This window comes from Agromyces cerinus subsp. cerinus, from assembly GCF_900142065.1.
In the GTDB taxonomy this organism is placed as follows: domain Bacteria; phylum Actinomycetota; class Actinomycetes; order Actinomycetales; family Microbacteriaceae; genus Agromyces; species Agromyces cerinus.
Genome location: NZ_FSRJ01000001.1, coordinates 396,920 through 419,803, shown reverse-complemented (window position 1 = coordinate 419,803; position 22,884 = coordinate 396,920). Strand labels below are relative to the sequence as shown.

The window sequence follows — 22,884 nt, the reverse complement described above, 5'->3', positions numbered from 1 at the left end:
GCGGTTCCTGATTCAGTGCGGAGTTCGGCGGAGCGGGACGAGCCGTCCGCCACTATCGGCCACCCAGGCCGGCCATCGCGATGCCCTTCACGAGGTGCTTCTGCAGCACGATCACGAGCACCGTGGTCGGCACCATCGAGATGATCGCCGCGGCCATCTGGAGGTCCCAGCGCGTGCCCTGGAGTCCCGAGAACGATGCGAGACCGACGGGCAGGGTGCCGTGGGCGGCGTAGTCGACCGTGACGATGAGCGGCCAGAGGTAGCTGTTCCAGAAGGAGAGGAACGTGAAGACCGAGAGCACGGCGACGGCCGACTTCGCGAGCGGCAGGATGATCTGCAGGAACGAGCGGATGGGGCCCGCCCCGTCGACGCGCGCCGCCTCCTCGAGTTCGAACGGGATGCCGCGGAAGAACTGGCGCATGAGGAAGGTGCCGAACGCGGTGAACGCGAAGGGCAGGATGAGCGACTGGTACGTGTCGACCCAACCGAACCACTGCATCACCTGGAACATCGGGATGACGAGCACCTCCTGCGGCACCATCAGCGTCGCGAGGAAGAGCACGAAGACGGCGTCGCGGCCCTTCCAGCGGAGGCGCCCGAACGCGTACCCGGCCGTCGTCGACACGGCGAGCACGACGAGCGTGCCGGTGATCGAGACGAAGAACGAGTTGCCGATGTAGGTGAGGAAGGGGCCGTACGCGAAGACGTCCGCGAAGTTCGACCAGCGCATCTCCGACCCGATGAGGGTCGGCGGCATCGAGAACATCTCGGAGTTGGGCTTCAGCGCCGAGAAGAAGGCGTAGACGATCGGCGAGACGAAGATCGCGGCGGCGACGTAGACGGCGATGTGGGCGAAGACGAGTCGAACGCGGCCGCGTTTCGTGAGCGGTTCGCGACCGCCCGCTCGCTCGTCGGGCTCTGCGGGAGCATCCGCCTCCGCATCGAACACCGCGGTCGCGGCCGGGAGCGTGTCAATGCTCATAGTGCACCCACTTCTTCTGCGCGCGGAACTGCAGCGCGGTCAGGATGATGATGATGGCGAAGAGGATCCAGGCGGCCGCTGCGGCGAGGCCCAGCTCCTGGAACTTGAAGCCCTGGTTGTAGATGAACTGCACGAGCGGCTGGGTCGCGTTGCCCGGACCGCCGCCGGTGAGCAGCTGCGGCTGCACGAAGACCTGCAGCGCCGTGATCATGGTCATGATGCTCGCGAAGAACAGCGACGGCGAGATCATCGGGAGCGTCACGCTCCAGAGCATGCGGAAGCCGCGGGCGCCGTCGATGCGCGCCGCCTCGACGACCGACTCGGGCAGCTGCTCGAGCGCTGCCGAGAAGATCAGCATGTTGTAGCCGAGGCCCTGCCAGACCGACATCATGACGACCATGATCATCGCCCACTGCGGGTCGGCGAGGAAGTTCGGCAGCTCGACCCCGAACCAGGTCTGGGAGAGGCCGTTGAAGAGGCCCTGCGGCTGCAGCATCATCTTCCACACGAGCACGTTCGCGACCATCGGGGTCACGACGGGGATGAAGAAGAGCACCCGCAGCATGCCGCGACCGCGGATGCGGGCGCTCAGCGAGATCGCGAGGAGCAGCGACAGCCCGACGCTGATCGGCACGTAGAGCAGGGCGAAGACGAAGGTGTTGCGCAGCGCCGGCCAGAAGTCGGGGCTCTGGGTGAAGAGCTTGACGTAGTTGTCGAGCCCGACGAACGTCTTCTCGCCGAACGTGGGCCAGTTGAAGAAGCCCATGACGATGGACAGGACGACGGGGACGACCGTGAACAGGGCGAGGCCCGCCAGGGCTGGGCTGACGAAGCCCAGCGCCTGACGGGATTCAGCTCTGGCGAGCGTCCCTCGACGAGGTATCTGCTTGGTGTTCGACATCTCGAGAGGGTCCTTGCCGGTGGTGCTTATTCGCCGAACTGCTGCTGAGCGGACTCGAGCACGTTCGACATGGATTCCTGGCCGTTGTAGACGCTCACCAGCTGCGGCTGGATGTACGTGCCGACCTTCGACCAGTTGTCGCTGACCTTCTGGCCTTCGACCTGCTCGAACGCCTTCGTGAAGACGGCCTCGACCTGGTCGCGGTGCTGCTCGTCGATCGACTCGAAGTAGAGCGGCTGCGACGACACGCGCGCCGGGTAGCTGCGACCCGATGAGGCGATGTAGTCCTGCGCGTCGGCGCTGAGGAGCGAGCCGAGCACCTTGAGGGCGTCTTCCTTGTTCTCGCAGTCCTTCGCGATGCCGAAGCCCGAGCCGAGGATCAGGCCGAGCGAGCCGTTGTCACCGGTGGGCAGCGTGGTCATGCCCGCGTTGAAGCCGGAGTCGTTGTCGAGGTAGGTGACCGCGTTCCAGGTTCCGTCGACGGCCATGGCGGCGTTGCCGCCCGAGTACTGGGTCTCGCCCCAACCCGCGTCCGATGCCGATGCGACGGGCGCCGCGACCTTCTCGTCGGTGACGAGGCCCGAGTACCAGGTGGCCGCATCGACGAAGTCGGGGTTGGTGAGGTCGAGCGTGCCGTCGGTCTCGACGGGCTGCGTGCCCGACTTGGCGATCGGCAGCGCCTGCCACTGGAAGTCGCCCATGCCGACGGCGAAGCCGTACTTGCCGTCGGTGGTGGCGGCCTTCGCGGTCGCCTCGAACTCGTCGAAGGTCCAGCCGGGCTGCGGGACTGCGGCGCCGGCGGCGTCGAGCATGTCCTGGTTGTAGTAGACGAGCATCGTCGCGATGTCGAAGGGCAGGCCGTACATGGTGCCCTTGTTCGAGAGGATCTCCTCGCTGCCCGGCGCGAAGTCGGCCGGGTCGAGCCCGGCGGTCTTCAGGTCGGCGTCGGTGAGCTCGGCGAACCCTGCGGTGTAGCTCGAGAGCATGCCCGAGTTCATTCCGGTGACACAGGCCATGTTGCCCGAGGCCGTGTTCGTCGTGAGCTTCGTGAAGAAGTCGCCCCACGGTGCCGTGCGGAGTTCGATCTTCAGGTCGGGGTTCTGCTCCTGCGCGATCGCGAGCTGCGCGTTCAGCGCGTCGGTGTCGGACTGGCTGCCCGCCCACATGTCGATGACGATGGTGTCGGACGACGCCTCGGCGCCTCCGGTGCTGCAACCCGTCATCACGAGTGCGGCGGCGGTCGCGACCGCCATCGCGCCGACGTGGATCTTCTTCATTGAATGTCGCCTCCTCAGGCATCAGGACACATGAGCTGGCCAAGTTTTTTCGACCGTCGAATGAACTTTGTCAACCTTGTGCGTAAAGTCATCATGCCAGACAGGGCAAACTTCGCCAACTTTCGTCGGATGTCTGGCGCAGATCCTTGAATTTCGGCGGGTTGATCGCCCAAGAGGCTCGAAGATCGTACTAATCTCAACTTACTTCGACCTCGAAAGAAGCCGCATGTCACAGCCGACACCGCCGACGCACCCGACGTCGCCCCCACAGCACGCCCGCCAGATCGTCGAACTCATCGCCCGAGGCGAGGCGAGTTCACGCAGCGATCTCTCGCGCATCCTGGGCCTGGCGCCCTCGACGGTCTCGCTCCGCGTGGCCGAACTCACCGAGCTCGGCGTGCTGCACGAAGAGGGCGTCGGCATCTCCAGCGGCGGCCGTCGCCCCCGCATCCTCCGACTCCGCGGCGATCGCGGCAGCATCCTCGTCGCAGACCTCGGCGGCGGCCACGCGCGCATCGGCCGCGTCGACCTCAGCGGCGCACTGCTGGCCACCACCACGATCCCCGTCGACGTGGGCGACGGCCCCGAGGCGACCCTCACGGCGATCGCCGCCGCGATGCGCGGACTCGCGACCGAGGTCGACCCCGAGTTCCGCGGCATCCGGGGCGTCGGCGTCGCCCTGCCGGGCCCGGTCGACGTCGACACGGGCATCGTCGACCAGCCGTCGCGCATGCCCGGGTGGCCCGGGTTCCGGGTGCGCGACTGGCTGAGCCGCGAGTTCGGCGTGCCCGCCGCCGTCGACAACGACGCCAACCTCATGGCGCTCGGCGAGCACCGTGCGCAGTTCGGCGCGACCCGCCACAGCGTCACGGTCAAGGCCGGAACCGCCATCGGCAGCGGCATCGTCGTCGACGGCGTGCTGCACCGCGGCGCCACCTGGGCGGCCGGCGACGTCACGCACACGCGCATCGACGCCGCTGACGACCGGCCCTGCTCCTGCGGCAACACCGGCTGCCTCGAGACCGTGGCGAGCGGCGCGAGCCTCGTGCGGCAGATGAACGAGCGCGGCATCACGGTGCACACGACCGCCGACGTGCTCGCCCTCGCCCGCGACGCCGACCCGGTCGCCACGACACTCGTGCGCACGGCCGGCACGTATCTCGGCCAGGTGCTCTCCACGGTCGTGAACTTCTTCAACCCCGACGCGCTCTTCCTCACCGGCAGCATGTCGTCGAGCGAGCCGTTCATCGCCGCCGTGCGGAGCCGCATCTACGAGGGCTGCCACCCGCTCGTGACCCAGCGCCTGCGCATCGAGGCGGCGTCGACCGGCCCGAACGCCGGCCTCCTCGGCGCCGCCCGACTCGTGCTCGACGAGCTGACCTTCAGCTCCGACGAGGCGGCGCCTACGGCGCGCTGACCCCGGTTCGGGCCAGCGTCAGCTCGATCACCGGCACCGCGACATCCGGCTGCCTGACCGGCAGCGACACCGTGAGGGTGCCGGCCTCCTCCCCCGCCGGGCGCATCACGTTCGCCACCTGGTCGGGATCGGTCTCACTCGTGCGAAGCCAGGAGCCGTCGTGCAGGAAGCGCGCGTACGAGACCCTGCCCGCGAGCCCGGGCAGATGCACGAAGCCGAGCGGCCAGCTGAACAGATGCAGGTAGAGGCGGTCGCCGCGGAGCGTGTACACGCCCTCGCGCGGCGGGATGAACGGCGCATGCCCGGCGCCGACGATCGCGCCGTGGTGCAGGTCCATCCACTCGCCGATCTCGCCGAGGAGGCTCCGGTCGACGGGAGGGATCGTGCCGCGCCCGTCGGGTCCGACGTTCAGCAGCATGTTGCCGTCCATCGAGACCGAGTCCGCGAGCATGCGGATGAGCAGCGGCGCGCTCTTGAAGTCGACGTTGTCGCGGTGATACCCCCACGAGCCGTTCGTCGTCTGGCACGCCTCCCACACGACGGGCTCGCCGCCCTGCACGAGCGGCTTCGTCGGCTGGTACTGCTCGGGCGTCACGAAGTCGCCCGGCACGCCGAGCCGGTCGTTCACGAGCATGTCGGGCTGAAGCTCACGGCACAGTGCGAGCAGGCCCGCCGCGTCCCAGTCCTCGGGCCCCTTGCCCTCCCAGCCCTCCTTCGTCTCGGGGTACGTGAAGTCGAAGAAGAGGTAGTCGATCGTGCCGTAGCGGGTGAGGAGTTCGCGCACCTGCCCGTGCAGGTACTGGCGGTAGCGCTCCATCGAGCGGCCCTCGTTCAGGGCGTGCGCTTCGGGGTCGTCGCGACGCGGGTGGTTCCAGTCGACGGTGAAGTCGGGATGGTGCCAGTCGATGAGCGAGTAGTACAGGCCGACCTTGAGGCCGGCGGCCCGGCTCGCCTCGACGTGTTCCGCGACGAGGTCGCGATCGCAGACCGCGCGGGTCGTGAAGTCGGTGAGGTCGGAGTCCCACAGGCAGAAGCCGTCGTGGTGCTTCGTCGTGAGCACGCTGTAGCCCATGCCGGTCGCGACCGCCGTTGCGGCGATCGCCGCGGCGTCGAAGCGGTCGGGTTCGAAGTGCTCCACGTACGGCAGGTACTCCGCGTCGGTCAGTCGCTCGTACGTCTGCACCCACTCGTGGCGGGCGGCTCCGCTGTAGGCACCGAAGTGCACGAAGAGCCCGAATCGGGCGGTGTCGAACCAGTCCTGTCGCATGTCGTCCTTCTCATCGCGGCGGTCGCATCCATCCTGACACACAGACATCGGATGTCTCGGCCGCGCCCTCCACCGGTCGCCCGCCTCCGACCGTGGACGCCACGGTGACGATTCCGCGTCGATCCCTCGCCCCGCACCCGGGTTCCAATATGCTCATCGCGGCACCCATCCCGCGAAAGGACGAACGTGGCAGAGCAGGGCAAGAAGAAGGTCGTACGAGTCGAATCCACGGCGCCGGCGGGCGACGGCGGCGGCACGGCCGTCGCCGAGTCCACCGCTCCGACCTGGACGCCGACCCCCGAGGCGAAGAAGCAGGCCATGACGTTCCGCCTGATCGCCGGCGGCCTCTGGCTGCTCGCGATCGCCGGCGAGGTGTTCACGATCTTCTGGGTGCTGCGTCAGGTACCGGTGAACATGGTGCTGCTGATCATCCTGATCGTCGTGATCGGTGCGCTCGCGATCGGCGGCTCGCTGCTCTGGAAGAGGGCGAATCGCCTCGACCCCGCGTCGAAGGAGGACAAGGTCCGCTTCTTCGTGCAGAACCAGCTCGGCGCGATCATCGCGGTCATCGCGTTCCTGCCGCTGATCATCCTGATCTTCACGAACAAGGACTTGGACGGCAAGCAGAAGGCGCTCGCCGGCATCATCGCGATCGTCATCGGCGGCGGCGCACTCGCCCTGGGCATCGACTACGCCCCGCCGTCGGTCGAGCAGTACACCGAGGAGTCGAACGTCATCGTCCAGCTCACGGGTGAGGACATCGTGTACTGGACGAAGTCGGGCTCGGTCTTCCACGTCTGCTCCGAGGTGCCCGACGTGAACAAGGAGTCGAAGGACGGTCAGATCTACGAGGGCACCGTCGCCGCCGCGCACGCCGCCGGTAAGGACCGCCTCGTGAGCTACTGGCAGCGCGAGGCCGTCAACTACTGCGGCTACACCCAGGAGCAGGTCGACGCGGTGGAAGCGGGCTCCGCACCTGCGGACGAGGAGTCCGTCGAGGCTCCCGAGGAGACCCCGGCCGCGGAGTAGCACGCTCCCCGTCTCACGATGAAGGCCCGCCCGGATCACCGGGCGGGCCTTCATCGCGCTCGCGGTCAGAACACCGGAATGCCGTTGCGGACGAGCCGCCAGTTCTCGACGTGGAACACCGCCGGGTCGATCGTGCCCGCCGCCGAGGCGTACGAGACGATCGCCTCGCGGATCGCGACCTGCGCGTTGTAGACGACGGGTGCCGCAGCGATGTGCGGGAACCCGCCGCCGCCCGACTGACGGTAGTTGTTCACCGCGACGAGGAACCGCTGGTCGGGCGCGACGGGCACGCCCCCGTACGTCATGCCGACGATGCGCGACCCGTACGGCTGCGCGATGTCGACCGAGTAGTCGACGCCCGAGAACTGGTCGTAGTTGTAGTCGGGCGTGTTGCCGGCGTTCGTCCATGACGCGGGCGCGACCGGCGCATCTGCGGCCACCTGGATGAAGTACTTCGCCGAGTACTCGAGGTAGTCCTTGATCTGCGCACCCGTGAGCACCGAGGCCATCAGCGTGTTGTCGTAGATGTACAGCCCGGCGACGTCCTTGATCGTGACTGGCCCCTGCGGGAAGCTCGCCGCCCGATTGAACGGCGCGGCGATCGAGACGATGGGCAGGGCCGCCTCGGGCGTGCCCGCGACTGCAGCGGCGACCGTCGCCGTCTGCACCTCGTTGACGTAGTCGAGGATCGCCGTGTCCTTCCAGCACGCCTCGGCGGCCGACATCGACTCGGTCGAATTCGCGACCGGGGTGTTCATGTAGGTCACGACGGCGTCGTGCTGGTCTCGCACGAGCGCCACGAACGCCGGATCGTCGACGACGGTGTTCGTGTTGAGCGTCGTCGCGGTGTGCGCGACGACGCCCCACTTGCCGCGCACGAACTCGAGGTCGAGGTCGAAGACGCTGAGGCGCTGGCCCCAGTTCTTCGGCTCGCTCATGATGACCTCGGCACCCGTCTGGGTATTCGTGACGAGACGCTGCGGGATGTCCTGGTGCGCGTGCCCGAAGAGGATCACGTCGATGCCGGGCACCTGCTCGGCGACGAGCTTCGCCGCGTTCTCGACCGGCAGGTCTCCCCCGTACGACGAGGTTCCGCTCTCGCCCGAGTGCGCGCTCACGACGATGATGTGCGCGCCCTCGGCACGCATCACCGGAACCCAGCGCGCGGCCGTCTCGACGAGGTCGAGCACCTCGACCTGGCCCGACACGTTCGCCTTGTCCCAGATGACGACGCCGGGGTTCGTCAGGCCGAGCACGCCGACGCGCACGGGCGGGAGCCCCTTCGCCGCCTTCATCGTCGTGATCGTGTACGGGCGGAACCGGGGAACCTTCGTGGCCGCATGCACCGCGTTGGCCGCGAGCACCGGAGCGTCCATCTGCGAGATCCAGTTGTCGAGGAAGTCGAGGCCGTAGTTGAACTCGTGGTTGCCGAGTGCCACGGCGTCGTACCCGAGCGCGTTCATCTGCGCGGCCACCGGGTGGATCGCGCCCGTCTCGGTGACCGGTTCGACCGTCGCGTAGTAGAACCCGAGCGGGGTGCCCTGGATGGTGTCGCCCGCGTCGAACAGCAGCGTGCGCTCACGGCCGCGGTCGGCGCGGATCTGGTTGACGACGCTCGCGACTCGGGAGAGGCCGACGGCATTGCTCGGCACTCCGGGCCTTCCGTCGTTGAAGACGGCGTCCTTGTAGTAGTCCCAGTTGACGACGTTCGCGTGCAGGTCGGAGGTGCCCATGATCGTGATCGTCACGGCCTTGGCGCCCGGGGCGGCGTTGGCGGCCTGGGCCGCACCCGGCCAGCCGGCCGCGGCGAGGGCGCCGGCGGCCGACATGCCGACCAGGACGTTGCGCCGACTGAGGCCGGACTTCTCGGGGAGGGTCTCGTCGTCGGGCACGGCGCAGGAGCACCAGCGAGGGGTGGGTTCGGGGTGGTGGTGTGAGAGTTCGCTCATGGCACCACATGCGACCACAACGGGCACCCCCGTGACAAGGGTTTCCCGGCAATGCGCGCTGCTCATTCGTGCACGGCACGAGAACGGCCCGCCCCGGAGCATCCGGAGCGGGCCGTTCAGTGCTGCGTTGCAGCTGGTCTGTTCGCTGCGACTAGCGCGCGACCTCGCCGTCGACGTAGTCGTCGTCGTTCGAGGCGTTCCAGGCGAAGAGCTTGCGGAGCTCGCGGCCGGTGGCCTCGATCGGGTGCGCCTCGCCCTTGGCACGGAGCTCGAGGAACTCCTTCTGGCCGTTGTCCTGATCGTCGATGAAGCGCTGCGCGAACGCGCCCGACTGGATGTCGGCGAGCACGGCCTGCATGTTCTCCTTGACGTGCGGGTCGATGACGCGCGGGCCCGAGACGTAGTCGCCGTACTCGGCCGTGTCGGAGACCGACCAGCGCTGCTTGGCGATGCCGCCCTCCCACATGAGGTCGACGATGAGCTTCAGCTCGTGGAGCACCTCGAAGTAGGCGACCTGCGGCTGGTAGCCGGCCTCGGTGAGGGTCTCGAAGCCGTACTGCACGAGCTGCGAGACGCCGCCGCAGAGCACGGCCTGCTCGCCGAACAGGTCGGTCTCGGTCTCTTCGGTGAACGTCGTCTTGATGCCGCCGGCGCGCAGGCCGCCGATCGCCTTGGCGTACGAGAGGGTGAGCGGCCAGGCGTTGCCCGACGCGTCCTTCTCGACGGCGACGATCACGGGCACGCCGCGGCCGGCCTCGTACTCGCGACGCACGGTGTGGCCCGGGCCCTTGGGAGCGACCATGACCACGTCGACGCCCTCGGGCGCCTCGATGTAGCCGAAGCGGATGTTGAAGCCGTGGCCGAACACGAGGGTCTTGCCGGCGGCCAGGTTGTCCTTGATGGACTCCGCGTAGATGTGACGCTGGTACTGGTCGGGCGCCAGGATGACGATGACGTCGGCCCAGGCAGCGGCGTCGGCGACGCTCTTGACCTCGAAGCCGGCCTCTTCGGCCTTGGGCTTCGACTTCGAGCCCTCCTTGAGTCCGATGACGACCTCGACACCCGAGTCGCGGAGGTTCTGCGCGTGCGCGTGGCCCTGCGAGCCGTAGCCGATGACGGCGACCTTCTTGCCCTGGATGAGGGCGAGGTCGGCGTCCTTGTCGTAGTAGATCTCAGCCATGATGCTGTCTTTCTCCTTGATCGGGGATGGTGCAGTTCGTGAAAACGGTCAGTTCTTGAAGACGCGCTCGGTGATGGACTTGCCGCCACGGCCGATCGCGAGGAGGCCCGACTGGGCGATCTCCTTGATGCCGTAGGGCTCGAGCACCTTGAGGAACGCGGTGGTCTTGCCGGAATCGCCGGTGACCTCGATCACGAGCGCATCGGTCGAGACATCGACGACGCGGGCACGGAAGAGGTTCACCGCCTCGAGCACCTGCGAGCGCGTCGTGTTGTCGACCCGCACCTTGATGAGCAGGTGCTCGCGCTGCACGGCCTGTGCGGGGTCGAGCTCGACGATCTTGATGACGTTGACGAGCTTGTTGAGCTGCTTCGTGACCTGCTCGAGCGGCAGGTCTTCGACGTCGACGACGACGGTGATGCGGCTGAGCCCCTCGATCTCCGAGTGGCCGACCGCGAGCGATTCGATGTTGAAGCCGCGCCGGGCGAAGAGCCCCGCGACGCGCGTCAGCAGACCGGGCTTGTCCTCGACGAGGAGGGAGAGAACGTGCGTCGACATGGTCAGTCCTCCTCGCTGAATGCCGGCGAGTGGTCGCGGGCGTACTGGATGTAGCTGTTCGAGACGCCCTGCGGCACCATCGGCCACACCATCGCGTCGGCCGAGACGACGAAGTCGATCACGACGGGGCGGTCGTTCGTCTCGAGCGCCAGCTTGATGGCGTCGTCGATCTCCTCCTCTTTCGTGACTCGGATCCCGAGTGCGCCGTATGCCTCGGCGAGTGCCACGAAGTCGGGGATGCGCACGCTGTCGTGGCCCGTGTTCAGGTCGGTGTTCGAGTACCGGCCGTCATAGAACAGGGTCTGCCACTGGCGCACCATGCCGAGCGAGGAGTTGTTGATGATCGCGACCTTGATCGGGATCTTGTTCAGCGTGCAGGTGGCGAGCTCCTGATTGGTCATCTGGAAGCATCCGTCGCCGTCGATCGCCCAGACCACGCGGTCGGGCTCGGCGACCTTGGCGCCCATCGCGGCCGGAACCGCGTAGCCCATCGTGCCGGCGCCGCCCGAGTTCAGCCAGGAGTTGGGGCGCTCGTACTTGATGAACTGCGCCGCCCACATCTGGTGCTGGCCGACGCCCGCGGCGTAGACCGCCTCGGGGCCGGTGAGCTCGCCGATGCGCTGGATGACCTGCTGGGGTGCGAGCAGTCCGTCGGACGGCGTCGAGAACCCGAGCGGGAACTCGGCGCGGAGGCCGTCGAGCGTCGCCCACCACTCATCGAGGTCGGGCGAGCCCGAAGCCCCGGCGATCGCGTCGCGGTAGGCGGCTTCGAGGTCGACGAGCACGTCTTTCGCGTCGCCCACGATCGGCACGTCGGCGACGCGGATCTTGGAGATCTCGGCCGGGTCGATGTCGACGTGCACGACCTTGGCGTTCGGCGCGAAGAGCGCCGCCTTGCCGGTCACGCGGTCGTCGAAGCGGGCTCCGAGGGCGATGAGCAGGTCGGCCTCCTGCAGCGCGATCACGGCGGGCACCGTGCCGTGCATGCCCGGCATGCCGAGGTGCTGCTGGTGCGAGTCGGGGAAGGCGCCGCGGGCCATGAGCGTCGTCACCACGGGGGCGTTCGTCGTCTCGGCGAGCGCGAGCAACTCCTGCGACGCACCCGAGCGGATGACCCCGCCGCCCACGTAGAGCACCGGGCGCTTGGCCTCGGCGAGCAGCTGCGCCGCTGCGGCGACCTGCTTGCCGTGCGCCTTCGTGATCGGCCGGTAGCCGGGCAGGTCGACCTTCGGGGGCCAGCGGAAGACCGCCTTCGCCTGCTGCGCGTCCTTCGTGATGTCGACGAGCACGGGACCCGGCCGGCCGGTCGTGGCGATGTGGTACGCCGCCGCGATGGTCGCCGGGATCTCCGCGGCATCCTTCACCAGGAAGGAGTGCTTCGTGATCGGCATCGTGATGCCGACGATGTCGGCCTCCTGGAATGCGTCGGTGCCCATGAGGTTCGAGAACACCTGGCCGGTGATCGCGAGCATCGGCACCGAGTCCATGTGGGCGTCGGCGATGGCCGTGACGAGGTTCGTCGCGCCGGGGCCCGACGTCGCGATGGCGACGCCGACCTTGCCCGACGACGAGGCGTAGCCCTCGGCCGCGTGGCCGGCGCCCTGCTCGTGCCGCACGAGGATGTGGCGGAGCTTCTTGCTGTCGAGCAGCGGGTCGTAGACGGGGAGGATCGCGCCGCCGGGAAGGCCGAACACGTCGGTGATGCCGAGCATCTCGAGTGCACGGACGACCGCCTCGGCGCCCGTGAGTTCCACGGGAGCGCCGGAGGGCACTGGGGCGGGCGATGGCACGGGGTTGGATTCCGTGGTCATTCGGTTCCTGTTCTGGTGGACGGTGTGTGCGGGAAGCGCTGCACTCAGCCCGTCGTGGCGCCTTCAGCGGCGGAACGCACGAGCTTCGAGTACTTCGCGAGGACGCCACGGGTATAGCGCGGGGGAAGCGGAGCCCAGCCTTCACGGCGGGCAGCCAGCTCGGCATCGTCGACCAGTAGGTCGATGGAACGAGCTGCGATATCGACCCGTATGAGATCACCATCGCGCACGAAGGCGATGGGACCTGCGTCCACCGCTTCGGGTGCCAGATGGCCGATGCAGAGGCCGGTTGTGCCGCCTGAGAATCGACCGTCCGTCAAGAGTAGTACATCTTTTCCGAGTCCGGCGCCCTTGATGGCTGCCGTGATGGCGAGCATCTCGCGCATGCCGGGGCCGCCCTTGGGGCCTTCATAGCGGATGACGACCACGTCGCCCGCCGTGATCTCGCCCGCCGTGAGCGCGTCCATGGCGGCCCGTTCGCGCTCGAACACGCGCGCAGGGCCCTCGAACGTGGCCGCGTCGAAACCCGCGGTCTTGACGACCGCGCCCTCGGGAGCGAGCGAACCGTGCAGGATCGTGAGCCCGCCGGTCTCGTGGATCGGGTTGTCGAGCGTGCGGAGCACCTCGCCGTCGAGCGGCGGGAGGTTCAGCTCCTCGAGGTTCTCGGCCATGGTCTTGCCGGTGACGGTGAGCACGTCGCCGTGCAGGAGGCCGGCGTCGAGCAGCGCCTTCATGAGCACGGGCACGCCGCCGCGACGGTCGACGTCGTTCATGACGTACTTGCCGAACGGCTTCAGGTCGCCGATGTGCGGCACCTTCGCGCCGATTCGGTTGAAGTCGTCGAGGGTGAGCTCGACCTCGGCCTCGCGGGCGATCGCGAGCAGGTGCAGCACGATGTTGGTCGAGCCGCCGAGCGCCATGCCGACCGCGATGGCGTTCTCGAACGCCTTCTTGGTGAGGATCTGGCGAGCGGTGATGCCGTGCTTCAGCAGGTTGACGACGGCCTCGCCCGAGCGGTGGGCGTAGTAGTCGCGGCGACGGTCGGCGGATGCCGGCGAGGCCGAGCCCGGAAGCGAGAGGCCGAGCGCCTCGGCGACCGAGGCCATGGTGTTGGCGGTGTACATGCCGCCGCAGGCGCCTTCGCCGGGCGCGAACGCGCACTCGATGCGGTGGGCGTCTTCCGCGCTCATGGTGCCGGCCTTGACCGCACCCACCGCCTCGAACGAGTCGATGATCGTGATGTCCTTCTCGGTGCCGTCGGACAGGCGCACCCAGCCCGGCGCGATCGAGCCGGCGTAGAGGAAGACCGAGGCGAGGTCGAGCCGGGCGGCCGCCATGAGCATGCCGGGGATGGACTTGTCGCAGCCGGCGAGCAGCACCGAGCCGTCGAGCCGCTCGGCCTGCATGACGACCTCGACCGAGTCGGCGATGACCTCGCGCGAGACGAGCGAGAAGTGCATGCCCTCGTGGCCCATCGAGATGCCGTCGGAGACCGAGACCGTGCCGAACTGCAACGGGTAGCCGCCGCCGCCGTGCACGCCCTCCTTCGCCGCCTGCGCGAGACGCGCGAGCGAGAGGTTGCAGGGGGTGATCTCGTTCCACGAGGACGCGATGCCGATCTGCGGCTTGTCCCAGTCGGCATCTCCCATGCCGACGGCGCGGAGCATGCCCCGGCTGGTCATGGCTTCGATACCGTCGGTGACGGTGCGGCTACGAGGTTTGGGATCGAACTCCGACATGCATCGAGTCTATGGCCAGCGCGAAGGGCCCCCGTGCGTTGTGTCACGGGCATCGGCGAGGCGCTCGAGCAGGTCGGCGACGTCTTCCGGACTGCGCACGCGATGGGCCGCGAGCGACCTGCCCTGACCGACCTTGACACCCAGATCCTCGGACTCGAGGGCGGCGAACGCGTCTTCGTCGGTGACGTCGTCGCCGACGTAGATGACCGCGCTCGCACCCGAGTGCTGTCGGAGCCGGTTGAGCGCCTCCCCCTTGTCGCTCGGGCGCACCGAGAACTCGATGACGCCCTTCCCACCGCGCACGGTGAGCTCGGGGATCTCGGCCTCGACGCGAGCCTTGGCGACCCGTTGCAGGTCGCTCGCGGCATCGGGGGCGACCTTGCGCGTGTGCAGCGCGAGCCCGGCCGGCTTCCACTCGACCCATGCGCCGTCGACGCCCGTGGAGACCTCCTCGAGCACGCTGGTGAGGTGCTCGAGGGCCGCGAGTTCGCCGTCTCGGAGGTCGATCGTGACGCCGCCCGTGTCGAGCTGCAGCTCGACCCCGTGCGATCCGCTCATGAGCGTTCCGGTCGGCGGGTCGGCGACCTGCTTGAGGCTCTCGAGCGCCCGCCCCGACACGATCGCGACCCGGGTGTCGTCGGCCGCCGCGAGGCGTTCGATCGCCGCGCGGGCACGATTGGTGGCGCGAGCGTCCTCCGGTCGGTCGACGAGCGGAGCGAGCGTGCCGTCGAAGTCGAGGGCCACGAGCAGCCGGTCGGTGCGGGCCAGGCGCGTGATCGCGGCATCCAGCCCGTCGGGAACGCCGCTGGCGATGATGCCGGCGCCGGTGAGGGTCTTCAGGAACGTCGACGACCACTTCGCGACGTCATTCTCGCGCACACGCTTGCGGAGCGCCCGCATGCGCCGAGCCCGTTCCTTGCGCGGCATCTGCGCCGCCTCGACCATCGCGTCCTTCAGGCCCTCGATGTCGTGCGGGTTCACGAGGATGGCCTGGCGAAGCTCGTCGGATGCCCCGGTGAACTCGCTGAGCACGAGCACGCCGTCGTCGTCGAAGCTGCAGGCCACGAACTCCTTCGCGACGAGGTTCATGCCGTCGCGGAGCGCCGTCACGAGCATGACGTCGGCGGCGAGGTAGAGGGCCACCATCTCCTCACGCGGGTAGCCGTGATGGAGGTAGGCGATCGCCTGGTGGCCGAGGGTCGAGTGGTCGCCGTTCAGGCGCCCGACCATCAGCTCGATCTCGTCGCGGAGCTGGCGGTACGTCTCGACGCGCTCGCGCGACGGGCTCGCGACCTGCACGAGGGTGACGTCTTCGACCGACAGGCGGCCGTCGCGCAGCAGCTCGCCGAAGGCCTTCAGCCGATGCCGGATGCCCTTCGTGTAGTCGAGGCGGTCGACGCCGAGCATGATCGTCTCGGGGTTGCCGAGGCTCTCCCGGATCTCGTGGGCGCGCGCCTGCACGTCGGGACGCCGCGCGAGCTCCTCGAACCCGGCGGAGTCGATCGAGATCGGGAACTGCCTGGCGACCACGTGCCGCATCTCGCCGTCGGGACCCGGCACGTCGAGCACGCTGCCGCGCGTCGCGTAGCCGAAGAGCCGGCGCACCGCGCGGGTGAAGTTGCCCGCGTCGGCGGCGCGCTGGAACCCGATGACGTCGGCGCCGAGCAGTCCGTCGAGCACCTGTCGCCGCCACGGCAGCTGCGAGTAGATGCCGTATGCCGGGAACGGGATGTGGTTGAAGAAGCCGATCACGAGATCGGGGCGCTTCTCGCGGAGCATCCGCGGCACGAGCTGCAGCTGGTAGTCCTGCACCCACACGACGGCGCCGGGCGATGCCGCGCGCGCTGCCGCCTCGGCGAAGCGACGGTTCACCCGCACGTACGCGTCCCACCATTCCCGGTGGTACGACGGCGGTGCGATGACGTCGTGGTACAGCGGCCAGAGGGTGTCGTTGGAGAAGCCCTCGTAGTACTCCTCGAGCTCGGACTCCGTCAGCGGCACCGGGATGATGTTGATGCCGTCGTACTCGAACGGGGCGAACTCCCGGTCGGCGACGCCGGCCCAGCCGACCCAGGCGCCGTCGGCGGCGCGCATGACGGGTTCGAGGGCCGTCACGAGCCCGCCGGGCGAACTCTTCCACGAGGTCTCCCCGTCGGGACCCTGCAGGTAGTCGACGGGCAGTCGGTTCGAGACCACGATCATGTCGTAGGCGGCGTCGACGTAGAGCCCGTCGCGTGATGATTCAGGGGCGTTCATAGAGCGGATGTCCCTCCTCGCGCTGTGCTCAGGCTAACAGCCGAGCGGCGCGGGGTCCGGCCGGATCGGCCGGGCCCCGCGCCGCACGGTGCTGCGCGGAGGCGGCTCAGCCGAGTGCGGCCGCCGCGAACCCGATCGAACGGATGCCGCGGCGCCGGCCGACCACGAGGGTCGTGCCGAGCACGCCCACGAGACCGAAGACGACGAGCACGCCCGCCGCCATCGCGACCGATCCCCCGGCAACGCCCGAGACGATGAACTGCATGCCCTGCACCGCCCAGGTGAGCGGCAGGAACGGGCTGATCGCCTGATACGGGCCGCTCAGCGCCTCGACGGGGTACAGCCCGCCCGAGGCGGTGAGCTGCAACGCGACCAGCACGAGCGAGACGAGCAGCCCGGCCCGGCCGAGCCAGACCGTGAGGAAGGCGTGCAGCGCGGTGAACACCAGCGCGAGCAGGGCCGCGAACGCGAGCGTCTGCGGCAGCAGGCTCCAGGTGACGCCCATGGTGCCGTGCAGGAGCAGCACGACGGCGACCGCCTGCGCGAGGGCGATGAGGCCGGCCCGAGCGAGGGTGCGCCAGACGAGCCCGCCGGTCGAGGCCGTCGAGCGCAGCGCCTCACGGCCGAAGGGCCGGAACACGAGGAAGTGCGCGAGTGCGCCGAGCCACAGACCCACCGGCACGAACAGCATGCCGATGACGTCGCCGATGCCCGCGATCTCGTGGTCGCGGCTGGCGTCGACCGTGACGGGTTCGGCGATGACGTCCGCGGTCTTCGAGGCGTCGATGTCGGTGAGCGCGGTCGCGCTCTCGGCACCGGACGTGAGACCCGAGGCGAGGGTGTCGGCACCGCTCGCGAGCTTCGTGGCGCCGCTCGCGGCATCCGCTGCACCGCCCTGGAGCGCACCGAGGCCGCCGGCGAGCTCGTCGAGACCCGTTGAGAGGCCGTTGGCGCCGTCACGGATGCCGCGCGAGCCTGCGGCGAGCTGGGCCGCTCCGGCAGCCGACTGGTCGATGCCGCCCTGGATGCCGTCGATCGCGCCGCGAGAGGCCGCCGAAAGCTGCTGCCCCCCGGTCGAGAGCTGGCCGAGCTGGCTGCGGACTCCGTCGATCGTCGCGGGGATCCCGGCGAGCCGCGGGTACTGCTCGACGAGTTCGGGGTGATCGGCGATGATGCTCGCCAACTGCTCGGACGCCGGCCCGAGGTAGCCGTCGACGGTCGCCACCCCCTTCGCGATGCCGCCGGTGTAGGCATCCCATTGGTTCGAGATCTCGTCGAGTCCGGCCGCGCCGGCGCTCAGCTCGCCGAGGCCGCTCGCCAGGCCGTCGACGCCCTGCGTGTACTGCGTGACGCCCGCGGCGTACTCGTGGGCGCCGCTCGCGGCATCCGCTGCACCGCTCGTGGCCGAGGCGACGCCGCTCGAGAGCGTGCCGAGGCCGCCCGCGAGGGAGCCGACACCGCTCGAGAGCTGCGTCGCGCCGTCGGCGGCATCGCCGAGCGAACCGCCCATCGTCGCGAGGTTCGTGTACAGGCCCTCGAGGTACTGCGCCGTCAGCTCACGGCCGAAGGTCGCCGACATGGCGTCGCCGACCGACTGCGCGACCGAGCCGGCGAGGTAGCCGTGGGCGTCGTCGGTGCGGATGTCGAGGTTCGCCTGCGTCGGATCCGACCCCGAGAGCGAGGTCACCGACTCCGAGAAGTCGTCGGGGATCGTGAGCACCGCGTACGCGTCGCCCGAGGCGAGGAGGTCGGCGGCCTCCTCGTCGTTCGAGATCGTCCAGTCGAAGCCCGAGGTCTCGGGATCGGTCAGCTCGGTCACGAGCAGGCGGCCGGCGAGCACGGGCTGCTCGGTGCCGTCGGGCAGCGTCAAGGTGACCATCTCGTCGTTGTTCACGACGACCGCCGGGATCTGCTCGAGGTTGTCGCCGCCGTTGCCGACGGCGCCCGAGACGAGGCCGGCGACGGCGAGCGGCACGGCGACGACCGCGGCGAGCAGCACGCCGTAGCGCACGCGTCGCTGCGCGGGGGTCGACCCGAAGAGTCGGGAGAGTCGGGTGCTCATCGGAGGGCCTCCTGGGTGCGCGAGACGGGTTCGAGGGTGCGGATGCCGCGGGCCGCGAGCTGCGGCGAGACCGCGGGCGACACGGCCGACCGGCCGAGGCCGACGATGACCGTGACCTGGGCGGGCACGAGCGCGGCGAGGGCGTGCCAGAGATCGCCGGTGGCCGAGCCCGGATCGTCGTCGAGGTCGATGACGACGGCCTTCGGCCGTTCGGCGAGCGCCGCAGCGACGGCGACGAGGGTGCGGGCTTCGACACCGAGTGCGGAGAGCGGCGTCTCGGTCGTGAACCGCGGCCCGTCGGGGCCGTGGCCGGCGGCCTCGGCGGCCCGCTCGGTCCAGGTGCGCACGAGCGAGTTGGACGGAGCGATGCGGTACCACGGGCGGGTGGCGTCGAGGCGGCCGGCGATGAGCTCGCCGACGGTGCCGCCCGGCGCGGCATCCGCTGCCACCTCGGCGATCGCGACGCCGCGCATGACCGTGCCGGCGCCCGAGGGCAACGGCGAGCCGAGCACGGCGAGTCGGCCACCGACCGGCGCGAGTCGGCCCGCGAGGGTCGCCGAGACCACGCGACGATCGATGGCCTCGCCCTGCACGACGAGCACGCCGCCTGCCGGCACCTCGACCGTCAGCGGGCCGATCGGCCGTTCGGGCAGCCCGAAGACGGCGGACTCGGCGTTGACCGCGGCGGGACGGGACGCGGCCCACTCCTCCTGCTCGAGGTGGGTGCGCAGGCCCTCCCCCTCGATATCGACGTTCGGCAGGATCCTGGCGAGCCACTTCGGCAGCCACCAGGCGGCGTTGCCGGCGAGCGCCATGGCGGCGGGCACGAGCGTCATGCGCACGAGGAAGGCGTCGAATGCGACGCCGACGGCGAGCGCGAAGGCGATGCCCTTGATCACGCCGGCCCCCTCGGGCACGAAGGCGAAGAAGACGAAGAACATGATGAGCGCGGCGGCCGTCACGACGCGTGCCGCGTGCTGGAAGCCGTGCACGACCGACTTGCGGGCGTCACCGGTCTTCACGTACTCCTCGCGCATGCCCGAGACGAGGAACACCTGGTAGTCCATGGCGAGGCCGAACAGCACCGCCATGAGCAGGATCGGCAGGAAGCTCAGGATCGGCCCCGGCTCGACGTGCAGCAGGTCGGCGAACCATCCCCACTGGAAGATCGCGACCGTCACGCCGATCGCCCCGAACGCCGAGAGCAGGAAGCCGAGCGCGGCCTTGATCGGCACGAACACCGAACGGAAGACCATGAGCAGGAGCACGATCGAGAGCCCCACGACGATGAGCGCGAACGGGATCAGCGCGTCGGCCAGCCGGTTCGAGATGTCGATCGCGACGGCCGTGTAGCCGGTGACGGCGATGGGCGTGCCGTAGTCGGCCGTGATCGAGGGCTCGAGCTCGCGGATGTTCTCGACGAGCACCTTCGTCGCCGGGGCATCCGGTGCGCTCTCGGGGATGACCTGGATGATCGCCGTGTCCGCCGTCGGATTCGGCAGCCCCTGACCGACGAACGCGACGTCGTCGAGTTCGCCGATGCGGGCGCCGATCGCGTCGAGGTCGCCGAAGATGTCGGTCGTCTGGGTGATGTCGACCGTCACGATGAGCGGGCCGTTGTAGCCGGGCCCGAAGCCGTCTTCGATCATCTCGTAGGCCTCGCGCTGGCTGGAGCCCTCGGTGCCCGAGCCGTTCGGCAGGTTGAGGTCGAGACTGAGCGCCGGCACCGCGGCGGCGCCGAGCAGGCCCACCACGATCACGAGGAACACGACGGGCGCCTTCAGCACGAGGTCGACCCAGCGGCGGCCCATCGTGCGCTTGCCGCTGTCGTCGTCGGCGTTCGCGCGGCGGTGGGCGCGACTGCCGGGCTTCGGCACGAGCTTGCGGCCGAAGACGCCGAGCAGCGCCGGCAGCAGGGTGACGGCGCCCGCCACCGCGATGAGCACGGCGAACGCGGCCCCGACGCCCATGACGCTGAGGAACGGGATGCCGACGACGAGGAGGCCGAGCAGCGCGATGATGACGGTGAGCCCCGCGAAGACCACGGCGCCGCCGGCGGTCGCGACCGCCTCGGCCGCGGAGTCCTCGGGATCCTGGCCGCGAGCGAGCTGGTTCCGATGCCTGGACAGGATGAAGAGCGCGTAGTCGATGCCGACCGCGAGTCCGATCATGACGGCGAGCATGGGCGCCGTCGACGAGACCGTCGTGAACGCCGCGACGATCGAGATGCCGCCGAAGGCCGCGCCGACGCCGACGAGCGCGGTGAGCAGCGGCATGCCGGCCGCGAGGAGGGAGCCGAAGGTGATGACGAGCACGACCGCGGCGAACAGCACGCCGAACACCTCGGTGATCGTCAGGCCGAAGCTCGTCTCCTGGAAGACGTCGCCGCCGAACGCCACCGCGAGGCCGGCGTCGCTGCCGATCTCGCCCGTCGCCTCGACGGCCTCGAGCGACTCGGGGGTGACGTCGGTCACCTGGCCGTCGAACTGGATCTGGATGTAGGCGGTGCGACCGTCGCCCGAGATCTGGTCGCCCGCGTACTCGTCGAACGGGCCGAGCACGCTCGCGACGCCGTCGACCTGTTCGAGCTCGGCCTCCATCGCCTCGATGGCGGCGCGCGTCGAGTCGGCCTCGACGGTCGCGCCGTCGGGGGCTTCGACGACCGCCTTGGCCGAGGCGCCGGCGGTCTCGGGGAACACGGCGGCGAGCTGGTCGATCGCCGTCTGCGACTCCGTGCCGGGGATGGCGAAGGAGTCCTGCAACTGGCCGCCGAGGGCCAGGCCCGTGCCGAGCAGTCCGCCGAGCAGGAGCACCCAGGCGACGATGACGTACCAGGCGCGGCGGAAGGCGAAACGACCGATGCGGTGGAGGAGGAGAGCCATGGGTCTGCCTATCGGGTCGGGCGGCCGTCGGCCGTCAGCAGGAGTTCGGAGAGCACGGAGATGAGGGCGTCGCGCACGTCGTCGTCGGCGAACTGCTGGTCTCCGTCGAGGAACGTCGCGCCGGCGACGAGCGTGTAGGTGGCACCGGCGAGCGCGACGCCGAAGCGCATCTGTTCGGCGAGACTGGCGTCATCGGCGCAGATCGAGTCGGCGAGACCCCGGATGGCGGTGTTCGCGCGTTCGATGACCGGCAGCCCGCGCAGCGACTGGCCCTGGTTCACGAAGGTGTGCACGGCGAGCCGGTTGCCGAGCAGGAAGTCGACGAAGCGTTCGATGAAGACCGCCTGCGCGGCCGCCGAACGGCCGCCCGCGACGAAGTCGCCGAGCAGGGATTCGAGCAGGTCGATCGACGGGCCGATCGCGGCCTCGAGCAGCGCTTCCTTCGAGGCGTAGTGGTAGAGCACGCTCGACTTCGAGTAGCCCGCGTGGTCGGCGATCTGCTGCAGCGAGCTCGCGGCGAAGCCGACGGTGGCGAACTGCTCGAGCGCGGCCTGGCGCAGCTCGTCGCTGGCGCGCACGCGGGAAGGAACTGGTGCATCGGAGGGCATGATCCCACGGTAATTGACCGATCGGTCAGCTCCTGCACGATCGGTCAGATTCACGGATGTCTCTCAGCCGACCGAAACGGCGCGGTAGCGTTGCGGCATGCGCAAGTACCTCTTCAGCGGTGCCGTGATCGGCGCCATCATCGGCGGCATCGGCGTGGTGAAGACCACCGCCACGGGGCCCCGCGACTGGCGCCTGCTGCTCATGTGGGTCTCGTGGGCCGCGAGCCTCGCGATCGCGATCGGCACGGTCGCCGAAGAGACCAAGCAGGGCGAACTCGGCGAATAACGCCGCCGCGCCGGCGTTGCACGGCGTGTCACTCGCATTCCGCACCACCGTGCCCGAAACTGGGACGAACGACCCGAGAACCCACGAGAGGGGCCACCGATGTTCCGCCGCTGGCGCCGTGCACGGCTTGCCGCCCAGGCCTCCGCCCATGTAGCCGCCCCGACGCCGCACCCTTCTGCGGCCGACCTTCGCGGCGAGCACATCTTCGAACTGCTGAACTCGCGGCTGTCCGAGTTCATCGGGCCCGGCGGCGGCTGGTCGCTCGTGCGCAAGTCCGACGGCGACACCGATCGCATCTTCCACGCGATGCTCACGCACCAGATCGCGGCCGAGCTCACTCGCGCGATCCTCGAGGAGCGCGATTCCGTCGCCGTCGTCGTGCCCGCCGGTGAAGAGACCATGGCACTCGGCTGGGAGCCCGCACCGCTCATCGTCTGGGCCGACCCGGTCGAGACGACGGCGCCGGTCGAGGCCGCCGCGCAGACGGACGTCGACGACGAACTGTTCGCTGAGGCATCCGTCGAGGCTGCCGCGCTGCCCACCATCGGTGCGGCGACGGCACTCGAGGCTCGCGCAGCCTGAGTCGATCGGCTCGCTGCGCCGCTCGACGGCGCACGGTGAACGCCCGATCGCGTCAGCGGACACGGTGCTCCAAAATCGACCGTGCATTCTTGTATCGC

Annotated in this window: 17 protein-coding genes; 4 read left to right on the top strand and 13 right to left on the bottom strand. The window is 69.4% G+C overall.

Annotation, left to right across the window (positions count from 1 at the left end; all coding sequences use genetic code 11):
* Positions 1 to 52: 52 nt before the first annotated feature.
* Genes BUR99_RS01830 through BUR99_RS01820 form a run of 3 tightly spaced genes read right to left on the bottom strand, consistent with a single transcriptional unit; the run spans position 53 to position 3,160 of the window.
* Positions 53 to 982, bottom strand: coding sequence for a carbohydrate ABC transporter permease (locus tag BUR99_RS01830; protein WP_084183523.1), 930 nt, complete (start codon positions 980 to 982; stop codon positions 53 to 55).
* Complete coding sequence (locus BUR99_RS01825; RefSeq protein WP_074258666.1) at positions 972 to 1,883, bottom strand: carbohydrate ABC transporter permease; 912 nt, start codon at positions 1,881 to 1,883, stop codon at positions 972 to 974. The genes BUR99_RS01830 and BUR99_RS01825 overlap by 11 nt, the downstream gene beginning before the upstream one ends.
* Before the next feature lie 26 nt (positions 1,884 to 1,909).
* Positions 1,910 to 3,160, bottom strand: a complete 1,251-nt coding sequence (locus BUR99_RS01820; RefSeq protein ID WP_074258665.1) for an ABC transporter substrate-binding protein — start codon at positions 3,158 to 3,160, stop codon at positions 1,910 to 1,912.
* Between the two features lie 226 nt (positions 3,161 to 3,386).
* Between BUR99_RS01820 and BUR99_RS01815 the strand changes: the two genes are divergently transcribed.
* Positions 3,387 to 4,577, top strand: a complete 1,191-nt coding sequence (locus tag BUR99_RS01815; protein ID WP_074258664.1) for an ROK family transcriptional regulator — start codon at positions 3,387 to 3,389, stop codon at positions 4,575 to 4,577.
* Here BUR99_RS01815 and BUR99_RS01810 read toward each other — a convergent pair.
* A complete protein-coding gene (locus tag BUR99_RS01810) occupies positions 4,564 to 5,844 on the bottom strand; it encodes an alpha-L-fucosidase (RefSeq protein WP_074258663.1) in 1,281 nt (426 codons plus the stop codon). The two genes, BUR99_RS01815 and BUR99_RS01810, sit on opposite strands and share 14 nt — an antisense overlap.
* Before the next feature lie 186 nt (positions 5,845 to 6,030).
* Here BUR99_RS01810 and BUR99_RS01805 point away from each other — a divergent pair, with 186 nt between their 5' ends.
* Complete coding sequence (locus BUR99_RS01805; protein ID WP_200802647.1) at positions 6,031 to 6,873, top strand: hypothetical protein; 843 nt, start codon at positions 6,031 to 6,033, stop codon at positions 6,871 to 6,873.
* 65 nt (positions 6,874 to 6,938) lie between these two features.
* Here the strand turns inward: BUR99_RS01805 and BUR99_RS01800 are convergent, their stop codons facing one another.
* From BUR99_RS01800 to BUR99_RS01760, 9 genes are all read right to left on the bottom strand, one after another.
* Positions 6,939 to 8,822 (bottom strand): bifunctional metallophosphatase/5'-nucleotidase, encoded by a 1,884-nt coding sequence (locus BUR99_RS01800; RefSeq protein ID WP_084183522.1) that lies wholly within the window; start codon positions 8,820 to 8,822, stop codon positions 6,939 to 6,941.
* A 151-nt stretch (positions 8,823 to 8,973) separates the two neighbouring features.
* Positions 8,974 to 10,002, bottom strand: a complete 1,029-nt coding sequence (gene ilvC, locus BUR99_RS01795; protein ID WP_074258662.1) for a ketol-acid reductoisomerase — start codon at positions 10,000 to 10,002, stop codon at positions 8,974 to 8,976.
* 48 nt (positions 10,003 to 10,050) lie between these two features.
* On the bottom strand, positions 10,051 to 10,560 hold the full coding sequence (gene ilvN / locus BUR99_RS01790; protein WP_074258661.1) for an acetolactate synthase small subunit: 510 nt from the start codon (positions 10,558 to 10,560) through the stop codon (positions 10,051 to 10,053).
* Positions 10,561 to 10,562: 2 nt separating this feature from the next.
* Positions 10,563 to 12,371 carry an acetolactate synthase large subunit gene (locus BUR99_RS01785; RefSeq protein WP_074258660.1) on the bottom strand — a complete coding sequence of 603 codons (1,809 nt, stop codon included), beginning with the start codon at positions 12,369 to 12,371 and terminating at the stop codon, positions 10,563 to 10,565.
* Positions 12,372 to 12,415: 44 nt separating this feature from the next.
* Positions 12,416 to 14,110, bottom strand: a complete 1,695-nt coding sequence (ilvD, locus tag BUR99_RS01780) for a dihydroxy-acid dehydratase (protein ID WP_074258659.1) — start codon at positions 14,108 to 14,110, stop codon at positions 12,416 to 12,418.
* A gap of 9 nt (positions 14,111 to 14,119) precedes the next feature.
* The gene (locus BUR99_RS01775; RefSeq protein WP_084183521.1) at positions 14,120 to 16,366 is read right to left on the bottom strand and encodes a bifunctional alpha,alpha-trehalose-phosphate synthase (UDP-forming)/trehalose-phosphatase; all 2,247 of its coding nucleotides are present in this window, start codon (positions 16,364 to 16,366) and stop codon (positions 14,120 to 14,122) included.
* Between the two features lie 106 nt (positions 16,367 to 16,472).
* Complete coding sequence (locus tag BUR99_RS01770) at positions 16,473 to 18,428, bottom strand: YhgE/Pip family protein (RefSeq protein WP_074258658.1); 1,956 nt, start codon at positions 18,426 to 18,428, stop codon at positions 16,473 to 16,475.
* Positions 18,425 to 21,310 (bottom strand): MMPL family transporter, encoded by a 2,886-nt coding sequence (locus BUR99_RS01765; protein ID WP_074258657.1) that lies wholly within the window; start codon positions 21,308 to 21,310, stop codon positions 18,425 to 18,427. Before BUR99_RS01765 ends, BUR99_RS01770 begins: the two co-directional genes overlap by 4 nt.
* 8 nt (positions 21,311 to 21,318) lie before the next feature.
* Positions 21,319 to 21,918 (bottom strand): TetR/AcrR family transcriptional regulator, encoded by a 600-nt coding sequence (locus BUR99_RS01760; RefSeq protein WP_074258656.1) that lies wholly within the window; start codon positions 21,916 to 21,918, stop codon positions 21,319 to 21,321.
* Between the two features lie 97 nt (positions 21,919 to 22,015).
* On the opposite strand from BUR99_RS01760, the gene BUR99_RS01755 reads away from it, so the two are divergent.
* Both BUR99_RS01755 and BUR99_RS20170 read left to right on the top strand, forming a co-directional pair.
* Positions 22,016 to 22,204 carry a hypothetical protein gene (locus BUR99_RS01755; RefSeq protein WP_074258655.1) on the top strand — a complete coding sequence of 63 codons (189 nt, stop codon included), beginning with the start codon at positions 22,016 to 22,018 and terminating at the stop codon, positions 22,202 to 22,204.
* Positions 22,205 to 22,303: 99 nt separating this feature from the next.
* Positions 22,304 to 22,786: a hypothetical protein gene (locus BUR99_RS20170; RefSeq protein WP_074258654.1), complete on the top strand. Its 483-nt coding sequence runs from the start codon at positions 22,304 to 22,306 to the stop codon at positions 22,784 to 22,786.
* The last annotated feature ends 98 nt before the right edge of the window (positions 22,787 to 22,884 follow it).

Coding starts and splice junctions, on each gene's coding strand:
- BUR99_RS01825 (WP_074258666.1), bottom strand. CDS start 1,883: ATGTCGAACACCAAGCAGATACCTCGTCGAGGGACGCTCGCCAGAGCT.
- ilvD (WP_074258659.1), bottom strand. CDS start 14,110: ATGTCGGAGTTCGATCCCAAACCTCGTAGCCGCACCGTCACCGACGGT.
- BUR99_RS01755 (WP_074258655.1), top strand. CDS start 22,016: ATGCGCAAGTACCTCTTCAGCGGTGCCGTGATCGGCGCCATCATCGGC.
- BUR99_RS01785 (WP_074258660.1), bottom strand. CDS start 12,371: ATGACCACGGAATCCAACCCCGTGCCATCGCCCGCCCCAGTGCCCTCC.
- BUR99_RS01815 (WP_074258664.1), top strand. CDS start 3,387: ATGTCACAGCCGACACCGCCGACGCACCCGACGTCGCCCCCACAGCAC.
- BUR99_RS01765 (WP_074258657.1), bottom strand. CDS start 21,310: ATGGCTCTCCTCCTCCACCGCATCGGTCGTTTCGCCTTCCGCCGCGCC.
- BUR99_RS01830 (WP_084183523.1), bottom strand. CDS start 982: ATGAGCATTGACACGCTCCCGGCCGCGACCGCGGTGTTCGATGCGGAG.
- BUR99_RS01775 (WP_084183521.1), bottom strand. CDS start 16,366: ATGAACGCCCCTGAATCATCACGCGACGGGCTCTACGTCGACGCCGCC.
- BUR99_RS01770 (WP_074258658.1), bottom strand. CDS start 18,428: ATGAGCACCCGACTCTCCCGACTCTTCGGGTCGACCCCCGCGCAGCGA.
- BUR99_RS01820 (WP_074258665.1), bottom strand. CDS start 3,160: ATGAAGAAGATCCACGTCGGCGCGATGGCGGTCGCGACCGCCGCCGCA.
- BUR99_RS01810 (WP_074258663.1), bottom strand. CDS start 5,844: ATGCGACAGGACTGGTTCGACACCGCCCGATTCGGGCTCTTCGTGCAC.
- BUR99_RS01800 (WP_084183522.1), bottom strand. CDS start 8,822: ATGAGCGAACTCTCACACCACCACCCCGAACCCACCCCTCGCTGGTGC.
- BUR99_RS01760 (WP_074258656.1), bottom strand. CDS start 21,918: ATGCCCTCCGATGCACCAGTTCCTTCCCGCGTGCGCGCCAGCGACGAG.
- ilvN (WP_074258661.1), bottom strand. CDS start 10,560: ATGTCGACGCACGTTCTCTCCCTCCTCGTCGAGGACAAGCCCGGTCTG.
- BUR99_RS20170 (WP_074258654.1), top strand. CDS start 22,304: ATGTTCCGCCGCTGGCGCCGTGCACGGCTTGCCGCCCAGGCCTCCGCC.
- ilvC (WP_074258662.1), bottom strand. CDS start 10,002: ATGGCTGAGATCTACTACGACAAGGACGCCGACCTCGCCCTCATCCAG.